Raw genomic sequence first — 11,586 nt, 5'->3', positions numbered from 1 at the left:
ACCACGTGAACAAGAAAGACATACTGCTCGCCTATCGCGAGGGCCTGCTCGACACCGGCTCGGCGCAGCGCGTGCTCGACGCGCTGCGCGAGCGCTCGGCGAGCGCGCCGCTTTCGTCGGTCGAGCAGGGCATCTGGGCGACGCAGCGCGCGGCGCCCGGCAGCACCGCGTATCACGTGCCCGTCGTGCTGCACGTCGCGCGGGCGCTTGACATCGATGCGCTGCGCCGCGCGTGTCTCGATCTCGCGCTCGCGTTTCCGATCCTCACGTCGACGATCGTCGAGCGCGACGGCGAGCCGCGGCGCGCGGCGTTTTCGTCGGCGCCCGCGCAGTTGCGCCACGAGCGCGTCGGCGCGTTGTCCGACGATGCGCTCGCCGCGCGTCTCGCCGACGCGAAGCGCGAGCCGTTCGATCTGCGCGCGGGGCCGCTGTGGCGGCTCTTCGCGTTCGAGCGGGGCCGCGCCGATTTCGTGCTGATGCTCGTCGTCCATCATCTGTCGTACGACGGCGCGTCGACGCTGCCGCTCGTCGACACGCTGCTCGCGATGCACGACGCGCGCGCGGCGGGCGCGACGCCCGCCATCGAGCCGTTCGCGCCGGCACACGACGCGTACGTCGCCGACGAGGCGCGCTGGCTCGCGAGCGCGGACGCCGCCGCGACGCTCGACTACTGGCGGCGCGCGCTCGACGGCGCGCCGCCCGCGCTCGAGCTGCCGCTCGACCGCCCGCGCCCCGCGCAGCAGACGTTCAACGGCAAGGTCGTGCAGCGCGCGCTGCCCGAGGTGCTCGGCGAGCGCGCCGCCGCGTTCGCCGCGCAAGGCGGGCTCACGCGCGCGGCGCTGTTTCTCGCCGTGTTCAAGCTGCTGCTGTCGCGCTACGCCGCGCAGGACGACATCGTCGTCGGCGTGCCGGTGTCGCGCCGGCCGCTCGCCGCGCGCGGCGCGGTCGGCAACTTCGTCAATCTGCTGCCGCTGCGCAGCCGCGTCGACGCACGGCTGACGTTCGCCGCGTTCGCCGCGCAGGTGCAGGGCACGCTCAACGCCGGCCGCGATCACGCCGCGTATCCGTTCCCGGAGCTCGTCAAGCGGCTCAACGTGCCGCGCGACGCGGCGCTCGCGCCCGTGTTCCAGGCGCTCTTCGCGTATCAGAACTTCGCGGGCGCCGACGCCGAGGCCGCGTTCTGCGCGCGGCACCGCGCGCGCTTCCTGCAGATCGAGCATCAGGCGGGCGAGAGCGAGATCGGCGTCGAGGTGTTCGAGCGCGCGTCCGCGAGCGTCGTGCACCTGAAATTCAATCCCGATCTGTTCGACGACGCGAGCGCCGCGCGCATGCTCGATCACTTCGTCCACCTGCTCGACGCGACGCTTGCCGATCCGCGGCGCCCGCTGGCGGATTACCCGCTCGTCACGCCGGCCGAGCGCGAGCGGATCGTATCGCGATGGAACGCGACGGCGGCACCGTATCCGGACGATCGTTGCCTGCACGAGCTGGTCGACGAGCACGCGCGCACGCGCGCCGACGCGCGCGCGGTGTCCGATGCGCGCGACGCGCTCGGCTTCGGCGAGCTGAAGCGCCGCAGCGACGCGATCGCGGCGGCGCTCGTCGATGCGGGCGCCGCGCCGCGCGCGCTCGTCGGCGTGTGCATGACGCGCTCGGTCGATCTGCTCGCCGCGCTCATCGGCGTCATGAAGGCGGGCGCCGCATACGTGCCGCTCGATCCGCGCTATCCCGACGCGCGCCTGCGGGCGATCGTCGACGATGCGCAGCTCGAGCACGTGCTCACCGACGCCGAATCCGCGCCCGTCGCGGCGCCGCTCTGCGCCGACGGCGCGCGCGTGATGCTCGACGCGGCGCGCTGCGCGGCGGGCGGCTCGCGCGCGCCGCTGCCGCGCGCGACGCCCGACGATCTCGCGTACGTGATCTACACGTCGGGCAGCACGGGCAAGCCCAAGGGCGTGATGGTGCCGCACCGCGCGGTCGTGAACCTGCTGTGCTCGATGGCGCGCGCGCCGGGCATGGCGGCCGGCGAGCGGATGCTCGCGCTCGCGACGTACGCGTTCGACATGTCGGTGCCCGAGCTCTTTCTGCCGCTCGCCGTCGGCGGTGAGTGCATGCTCGCGCAAGCGGACGCCGCGCGCGATCCGCGCGTGCTGATGGAGGCGATCGCCGAGCGTCGTCCGACGATCATGCAAATCACGCCGACCGCGTGCGCGATGCTGTTCGAAGCGGGCTGGCGCAACGCCGAGCGCGTCGCGCTCCTCTGCGGCGCCGAGCCGCTCACCGAGACGGTGCGGCGGCGCCTCGCCGAAACCGGCACGCGCGCGTGGAACATGTACGGGCCGACCGAGACGACGGTCTGGTCGACGATGGCGCCGATTGCGGCGGACCGCCCGATCACGCTCGGCGCGCCGCTGGCGAACACGCGCGTGTACATCGTCGACGGGCAGGACCGGCTGCTGCCGCCCGGCCTCTACGGCGAGATGGTGATCGCGGGCGACGGCGTCGCGCGCGGCTATCTGGGCCGGCCCGAGTTGAGCGCCGAGCGCTTCGTTCGCGATCCGTTCGTCAATGCCGGGCGCGGCGCGAACGCGTACCGCACGGGCGACATCGCGCGCTGGCGCGACGACGGCTCGCTCGAGTTCGCCGGACGCTCGGACGCGCAGGTGAAGCTGCGCGGCTTTCGCATCGAGCTCGGCGACATCGAGGCGCACCTGAAGCGCCATCCGGCGATCGAGGACGCGGTCGCCGTCGTCAACGAGGCGCATGGGCTCAAGCGGCTCGTCGGCTACGTGGTCGTGCGCGGCGGCGCGGCCGCGCCGTCGTGGTCCGCGCTGCGCTCATGGCTGCTCGCGGCGCTGCCGGCGCACATGGTGCCGGCATGCTACGAGGCGCTGCCCGCCGTGCCGCTCACGCCGAACGGCAAGATCGACCGCCGCGGGCTTGCCGCGCGGCCGCTCGCCGCGGCGGCCGGCGCGCAGGCGGCGGATGGGCTGGAGGCAGGCGGGCTGGTGGGGGGCCTGGAGGGCGAGGTGCTCGCGCTGTGGCGCGAGACGCTGAAGGTCGGCGACATCGGCCCGACCGACGGCTTCTTCGACGCGGGCGGCGACTCGATTCTCGCGGTCGCGCTCGCCGCGCGCATCGAGCAGCGGTTCGGCGTGACGTTCTCCGCGACGACGCTGTTCAAGTACGCGTGCGTGCGGGACATCGCCGGCTACATCGCGTCGGCCGAGGCGCGCCCGCGCGCCGGCGGCGCGAACGCGCGCGCGGGCGTCGAAGCCGGCGCGGCGGTGGCGACGCCGCCGGGCCGGCCGGCAGGCGAGGCGGCGGGCGCGCAGCGCGACCGAGCGCCCCGGGCGGCGGACGAGCGGGCAGACGCGCCGCCGGCCGCGCCGTCCGATGCGCATGCATCGAAGGCCGCCGCAATCGATTCGCGCGGCGGCGCGGCCGGCGGCGACGGCGAGCCCGCGCGAGCCGCCTCGCACGGCGACGCGCCGGCCGACGGCCTCGCGATCATCGGCATCGCGCTGCGCGTGCCGGGCGCCGCAGACGCGCGCGCGTTCTGGCGCAATCTGCGCGAAGGCCGCTCGGCGCTCGAGCGGCTCGACGCGCGGCGGCTGATGGCGCACGGCGTCGCGTCGGCGCTCGCGGGCGCGCGGCAGACGGTCGGCGTGCGCGCGACGATCGCCGACAAGCACCGCTTCGACGCGGAGTTCTTCGGCGTCTCGATGCGCGACGCCGCGCTGATGGACCCGCAGGCGCGGCAGTTGCTGCAGCACGCGTGGCTTGCGTTCGAGGACGCGGGCTACGTGCCCGCCGACGCGCCCGACACGGCGGTGTTCGTATCGGCGAGCCACAGCCGGTACGCGGCGAAGCAGGCCGACGGCGCGCGCGCGGCGGCCGAGGCGGTGCTCGACGATCCGGCCGACTACGTCGGATGGATACTCGAGCAGGGCGGCACGATTCCGGCGCTCATCTCGTACAAGCTCGGGCTGACCGGGCCGAGCCTGTACGTCCACACGAACTGCTCGTCGTCGCTCGCCGCGCTGTACGCGGCGTGGCAGACGATCCGCGCGGGCGACGCGAAGCAGGCGCTCGTCGCGGCCGCGACGCTCTTCGCCGATGAGCGGCTCGGCTACGTCCACCAGCCGGGGCTGAATTTCTCGAGCGACGGCCGCATCAAGACGTTCGACCGGAACGCGGACGGCATGGTGCCGGGCGAGGGCGTCGTCGCGGTGCTCGTCAAGCGCGTCGCGGAAGCGCTCGCCGACGGCGACCGAATCTACGCGATCGTGCGCGACGTCGCGCTCAACAACGACGGCGCGGCGAAGGCCGGCTTCTACGCGCCGAGCGTGCGCGGCCAGGCGCAGGTGATCGACGCGTTGCTGCGCAGGACGGGCGTGCGCGCGGCCGACATCGTCTACGTGGAGGCGCACGGCACGGGCACGCAGATCGGCGATCCGATCGAAGTGGCCGCGCTGACCGACGCGTATCGCGCGCACGGCGCGGGCACGGGCCATTGCGGGCTCGGCTCGGTCAAGACCAACGTCGGGCACCTGGACACGGCGGCCGGGCTCGTCGGCCTCGTCAAGGTCGCGCTGAGTCTCGAGCAGCGCATGCTGCCGCCCAGCCTGAACTTCGATGCGCCGAATCCGGCGCTCGATCTCGCGTCGTCGCCGTTCTACGTGGTCGAGCGCGCGACGCCGATCGCGCCGCGCGCCGGCCGCACGTTCGCCGCGGTGAGCGCGTTCGGCGTCGGCGGCACGAACGCGCACGCGCTCGTCGAAGCGCATCGCGACGCGCGCGACGCCGCGATTGCGACCGGCGCGACCGGAGCGCCCGATGTGCCCGATGCGCCCGATGCGCCCGATGCGCCCGACGCGCAGACGGTCGTGCCGCTGTCGGCGAAGACGCCTGCGCAACTGACGCAGCGCGCCGCGCAACTGCTCGACGCGCTGCGCGGCGACGACGCGCGGCGGCCGGCGCTCGCCGACGTCGCGTTCACGCTGCAGCGCGGGCGGCAGCCGATGGGCTCGCGCGCCGCGTTCGTCGTGGACTCGATCGACATGCTGTGCGAGCAGCTCGCCGCCTACGTCGCGGCGGGCGGCGCGCATGCGCCGCGCGGCGCCGCGCGCGCGGACGCGACGCATGCGCACGCGGGCGACGCGCACCGGCTCGCCGAGCGGTGGGTCGCGGGCGACGACGTCGACTGGCGCGCGCTCTCGCGCGGCGGCCGGCGAATCGGGCTGCCGGGCTATCCGTTCGGCGGCGACGTGTACGGCGGCGCGCGGGACGCGCACGATCCGTCGCGCCGGCTTCATCCGCTGCTGCACCGGAATGTGTCGACGCTGTCGCAGGTCGCGTTCACGTCGACGTTCGACGGCGGCGAGCCGTTCCTGCGCGATCACCTGCTGCACGGCCGCCGCGTGCTGCCGGGCGCCGCGTACCTGGAGATGATCCACGCGGCGGCCGAGCGCGCGCTCGCGCCCGCGGCGGGCGCCGGCGCGGGGGTCGCGCTGGCGAACGTCGTGTGGGTCCGGCCCGTCGAGGTCGTCGACGCGAGCGTCACCGTGCGGCTCGCGTTCGCGCCGGCGGACGACGACGGCCTCGTCGCGTTCGAGATCCGCAGCGAGACCGCCGGCGGCGGCGGCGCGCTGCACTGCCGGGGGCACGTGCAGCGGATCGCCGAGCCGGCGCCCGGGCAGATCGATCTGCATGCGCTGCGCGAGCGGTGCGCGGCGCCGCGGCTGAGCGCGGCGCGCTGCTACGAAACCTATGCGCGGCTCGGGCTCGACTACGGGCCGTCGCATCGCGGCGTCGTCGACGTGCGCGGCGAGCGCGAGCACCTGCTCGCGCGCATCGTGCTGGCCGGCCTGCCCGACGCCGACGCGCGCCCGATGCATGCGGGCCTCGTCGATTCGGCGTTCCAGGCGACGCTCGCCGCGGTCGCCGAGACGCCCGACGAGCTCGAACGGCTCGACGCCGCGCCCGTGCCGTTCGCGCTCGGCCGCCTCGACGTGCTCGCGCCGTGCGCGCCGCAGATGTGGGCGTCGATTCGCGTGCGGCGCATCGGCGGCGCTCACGCGGACGGCGGCCGCACCGCGTCGGACGACGCGCTGCTCGCGAAAATCGACATCGATCTGGTCGACGACGCGGGCAACGTCTGCGTGCGCGTGCGGGATCTGGCCGCGCGCCGCTTCGTGCGGGAGCCGGCGCGCGCGCCGTCGCGCACGCTCGCCGTGCGCGCGCGATGGCGTGGCGCGCGGGCCTCGGGCGTGCCGGGCGCGTCGGGCGGCGTGCCGCGCGAGGTCGTGCTCGTCGGCGTCGACGCGCGTGCGGCCGAGCCGATCCGGGCGGCGCTCGGCGCGAGCGGCGTCGCATGCGAAGTCTGGCCGATTCCCGCCGATGCCGACCCGGCCGGACAGTTCGCCGCGCTTGCGGCGCGCGTGCTCGAACGGCTGCAGGCGGCGGTGCGGGCGCGGCCGACGTCGCCGCGGCTGCTGCAGCTCGTGTCGCTCGACGACGCGCCGTGGTTCGCCGCCGCGCTCGCGGCGATGCTGAAGACGGCCGCGCTGGAGCAGCCGTGCGTTCTCGGGCAGCAGATCGCGCTGCCGTCGCGTCTTTCGCCCGCGCGCATCGCGGCGGCGCTCGCCGACTGCGCGGCGATGCCCGACGCGCGCCGGCTGCGATTCGGCGCGAACGACGCCGACGCCGACGCCGACGGCGCGCTCGAGGTCGAGACGTTCGCCGAGCTCGACGCGTGGCCCGAGCAGGCCGCGCCGCCGTGGAAGGCGGGCGGCGTCTATCTCGTGACGGGCGGCGGCGGGCGCATCGCGCGCCGGTTGATCGACGCGATCGCCGCGCACGCGGCGAATGCGACCGTCGTCGTCGCGAGCCGCACGCAGCCAGGCGCGGCGCGCGCCGATGCGCGGCACGCAACGGACGCCTCCGACACGCCGCACGCCCCGGGCGTCACCGTCGATCGCATCGCGCTGGACGTGACGGACGGCGCGCGCGTGCGCGACGCCGTGCGAAGCATCGTGAGCCGGCACGGCCGGCTCGACGGCGTGCTGCATGGCGCGGGCGTGCTCGACGACGACTTCATCCTGAACAAGGACGCCCGTGCGCTGCATGCGGTCATCGCGCCGAAGGCGCAGGGCGCGTGGCATCTCGATGCCGCCACCGCGTCGCTCGATCTCGATTGCTTCGTGCTGTTCTCGTCGGTGGCGGGCGCGCTCGGCAATGCCGGGCAGGTCGACTACAGCGGCGCGAACGCGTTCATGGATGCGTTCGCGCACTGGCGCCGCGCGCGCGTTGCGGCCGGCGAGCGGCGCGGGCGCACGGTGTCGATCGGCTGGCCGCTCTGGGCGGAAGGCGGCATGCGGATCGACGATGCTTCGCTCGCCGCGCTCGAGCGCAGCCTCGGGATGCGGCCGATGCCGACGCCCGCGGCGATCGGCGCGCTCTACGCGGCGCTCGCGTGCGGCGAGAGCCACGTCGTGCTGTTTCACGGCGATCCGGCGCCGCTGCGCCGCGCCGCATGGCTCGCCGCGAGCGCGCCGACGCAAGACGACCCCGCCGCCGCCTCGATCGAGCCGGCGGCTTCCTCCACGGAGCTTCCCGAGATGAACGTCCAAGCGACCGCGCCGGCCGACGCCGGCGCCCGCCCGCGCGACGACGCGCCCGCCGCCGCAGTCGCACATGCCGCGCCCGATGCGTCCGATGCGCCCGATGCGCGCCCGGCCGATGCCGCGCCGGCCGACGACGCGCGGCTGACCGAGCACGCGCTCGCGCTCCTGAAGCGGCTGCTGTCGACGGCGCTGCACACGCCCGCGTCGCGGCTCGACGCGCACGCGCCGCTCGAGCGCTACGGGATCGATTCGATCGTCGTCGTCAGCATGAACGGCGAGCTCGAGAAGGCGTTCGGCTCGCTGTCGAAGACGCTGTTCTTCGAATACCGGACGCTGCACGAGCTCGCCTGCTATTTCGTCGCGCATCATCGCGAGCGGCTTGCGCGGCTGCTGCCCGCCGGGCACGGCGCGCGCCTCGCGCCAGCGCCGGCGCAGCCGCTTGCGCCGCGCGCGCCGTCCGCCGAGCCGGCGCGCGACGCCGCGCGTTCGCTGGAGCCGGAGCAGGGGCAGGGGCAGGGGCAGGGGCAGGAGCCGGAGCCAGCATCCCAAACCGCAGCCGCATCGGAATCCGCGCGCGCGCCGGCGCAAGCGAGCGCGCATGCGCGGCGCGAGCGCGCGGCACCGGAAACGCGAACGCAGGCACCGGCACAGGCGCACGCGCCGGCGCAAGCGAGCGCGCCCGACGCCGCCCGCGACGCGTTCGACATCGCGATCGTCGGCCTGGCCGGACGCTATCCGGGCGCGGATTCGGTCGACGCGTTCTGGGCGAACCTGCGCGACGGCCGCGACTGCGTGACGGAGGTGCCCGCCGAGCGCTGGGATCACGCGCGCTACTTCCATCCGGACAAGGCGCACCCGGGCACGACCTACGCGAAGTGGGGCGGCTTCGTCGACGGCGTCGACCGCTTCGACGCGGCCTTCTTCAACATGTCGCCGCGCGAGGCGGCGATCGTCGATCCGCAGGAGCGGCTGTTCCTCGAAACGGTCTACGAGGCGATCGAGGACGCCGGCTACACGCCCCGCACGCTCGCGGGCGGCGCGGGCCGTGACGCGGCGGTCGGCGTGTACGTCGGCGTGATGTATCAGGAGTATCAGCTCTACGGCGCGCAGGCGAGCGCGCTCGGCGAGCCGTGCGCGCTGCCGAGCAGCCCGTCGTCGATCGCGAACCGCGTGTCGTTCTTCTGCGATTTCGACGGGCCGAGCATCGCCGTCGACACGATGTGCTCGTCGTCGCTGACGGCGATCCATCTCGCGTGCCAGAGCCTGCGCTCCGGCGAATGCGCGGCGGCCGTCGCGGGCGGCGTGAACCTCACGCTGCATCCGAACAAGTATCTGCTGCTGTCGTTCGGGCGCTTCGCGTCGAGCAAGGGGCGCTGCGAGAGCTTCGGCGCGGGCGGCGACGGCTACGTGCCCGCCGAGGGCGTCGGCGCGGTCGTCCTCAAGCCGCTCGCGCGAGCGCGCGCGGACGGCGATCACGTCTACGGCGTCATCAAGGGTTCCGCGCTCAATCACGGCGGGCGCACCAACGGCTTCACGGTGCCGAATCCGGCGTCGCAGCGGCGCGTGATCCTGCGCGCGCTGCGCGAGGCGGGCGTCGATCCGCGGCGGCTCGGCTACGTCGAGGCGCACGGCACCGGCACGTCGCTCGGAGACCCGATCGAGATCGACGCGCTCAGCCGCGCGTTCGCCGAGTTCACGCAGGACAAGCAGTTCTGCCCGATCGGCTCGGTCAAGTCGAACATCGGGCACGCGGAAAGCGCGGCCGGCGTCGCCGCGCTCACGAAGGTGCTGATGCAGCTCAAGCACGACACGCTCGCGCCGTCGCTGCACGCGGACGTGCTCAACCCGAACATCGATTTCGCGGCGACGCCGTTCTACGTGCAGCGCGAGCGCGCCGACTGGCCGCCCGCCGTCGACGCGGGCGAAGCCGGCGGCGTCGCGCGCCGCCGGCCGCGCGTGTGCGCCGTTTCGTCGTTCGGCGCGGGCGGCTCGAACGCGCACCTGATCGTCGAGGAATACGTCGCGAGCGACGGCGAGCGGGCCGTGCGCTCCGCGTCCGACCAGCTCGTCGTGCTGTCCGCGCGCTCGCCCGAGCAGCTTCGGGAACGGGCGCGCCGGTTGCGCGCGCGGCTGCTCGCCGACGCGGGCGGCACGCCGCTCGATGCGCTCGCCTACACGCTGCAGGTTGGGCGCGAGGCGATGGCCTATCGTTTCGCGACGATCGTCGCGACGCGCGATGCGCTCGCCGCGCGGCTCGATGCGCTCGCGAACGACGCGCTGTTCGACGGACAGGCGCTGCCGGGCGATGCCGACGGCTTCGCCCGGCGGGCGGAGCGCGACGAAACGCTCGTGTCGCTCGCGCGCGACGACGCGTTTCGCGACGCGGTCGGCCGATGGGTTGCCGAAGGTCAGCTCGCGCGGCTCGCGCAACTGTGGGTGCGCGGCGTGGATCTCGACTGGACGCTGCTGCATCGCAGCCCGCCCGCGCGGATCAGCCTGCCGACCTATCCGTTCAAGCGCGACCGGCATTGGGGCGTGCCGAACCTGGCGGGGCTGCCGGGCGCGGCGGGCGTCGCGAACGTCGCGGGCGTCGCCGGGGCGGCGGGTCCGGCGGGCGTCGAGCATGCCGCGAGCGGCGCGGGCGCGGCGAGTGTCGCCAGTGCGGCGGGCGCTGCAAGTGCCGCGAGCACGGCGAGCACGGCGAGTAGGGCCGGCACGCCGAGCCCTGCCGTCGCGGCCTCGACGGGTGAGACTGTCGCCGCGCCGGCCAGTCATGACGCGTTCGCGACAGCCGGCGCGAAGCCGGGAGTCGTGCTCGCGCCGGCGACGGCGGCCGGCTACGTCGCGACGCCGCGACCGAAGCCGACCGTCATGCTCGACACCGACGCCGCCGCGGCGGCGCGCGCGCGGCCTGGGGCCGCGTCGTCACCGTCACCGTCGTCGCCGTCTCCATTGCCTTCGTCGCCGCCGCGGATGTCGTCGCGGCAGCACGCGTCGCCGGCCGCCGCGCCGGACCCGCGCGCGGCGCTGCTCGACATTGAGGCGTTCCTGGCCGGCTCGCTCGCCGCCGCGCTGATGGCGACGACGGACGAGATCGACCGGGAGCAGACGTTCAACGCGCTCGGCGTCGATTCGATCGTCGGCGTCGAGTGGGTCCGCGCGATCAACGATCGCTACGGCACCGCGCTGCCCGCCACCGTCATCTACGACCATCCGAGCGTGCGCGCGATGGCGCGCCACGTGTCGTCGAACGCGACGCCCGGTGTGGCCGGCGTCGCGCGCGGCGACGCATCCGCGCCGCAGGCTGCGCCGTCGGCGTTCGCAGCGGCGGCTTCGTCTGCGTCGGGGGCGGTTTCGCCGGCGCCCTTCGCGTCCGCCGCGCCGCCTGAGCCGCCTGCGTCGCCCGCGCGCGCGGACGGCGCGCTTGACGCAGCCGGCGCGACGAGCCTCGACGCGATCCGCGCGCATCTCGTCGACAGCCTCGCGCAGGCCCTTTACGTCGAGCCCGCCGAGATCGGCGTCGACCAGCCGTTCGCCGAGCTCGGGCTCGATTCGATCGTGGGCGTCGAGTGGATCACCGCGGTGAACCGGCGTTTCGGCACCGCGCTGCCGGCCGTCGCGATCTATGACCACCCGAGCGTCGTGGCGCTCGCGCGATTCGTCGGCACGCAGCTCGGCGCGCGCCTGCCGGCCGCGCAGGCGGCGCGCGCGGGCGCGTTCGCCGGCGTCGAGCCCGGCGAGCCCGACGCGCGCGCGCTGCCCGCTGCCGCCCGCGCCGCCGCGCCGCCCGCGCACACCGACGCCGCTGCCCACACCGATACCGACGCATTGCTGCGCGCGATCGAGCGCGGCGAGCTCGACGCCGGCGACGCCGACGCGATCTGGCGGCGCATGCAGTCGCGCGCGGCGCGGCCCGAGCCGCTCGCGCAGCCGTGAAGCCTTTTTTCATTCAGCCGGA

Annotated in this window: 1 protein-coding gene; it reads left to right on the top strand. The window is 75.0% G+C overall.

Features of this window, described 5'->3' with window-relative positions; translation table 11 throughout:
- Positions 1-5 precede the first annotated feature (5 nt).
- The gene (locus BTH_RS30280; RefSeq protein WP_119027190.1) at positions 6-11,564 is read left to right on the top strand and encodes a non-ribosomal peptide synthetase; all 11,559 of its coding nucleotides are present in this window, start codon (positions 6-8) and stop codon (positions 11,562-11,564) included.
- Positions 11,565-11,586: the final 22 nt, after the last annotated feature.

This window comes from Burkholderia thailandensis E264 (assembly GCF_000012365.1).
In the GTDB taxonomy this organism is placed as follows: domain Bacteria; phylum Pseudomonadota; class Gammaproteobacteria; order Burkholderiales; family Burkholderiaceae; genus Burkholderia; species Burkholderia thailandensis.
This window is presented reverse-complemented; position numbering and strand designations above follow the sequence as displayed.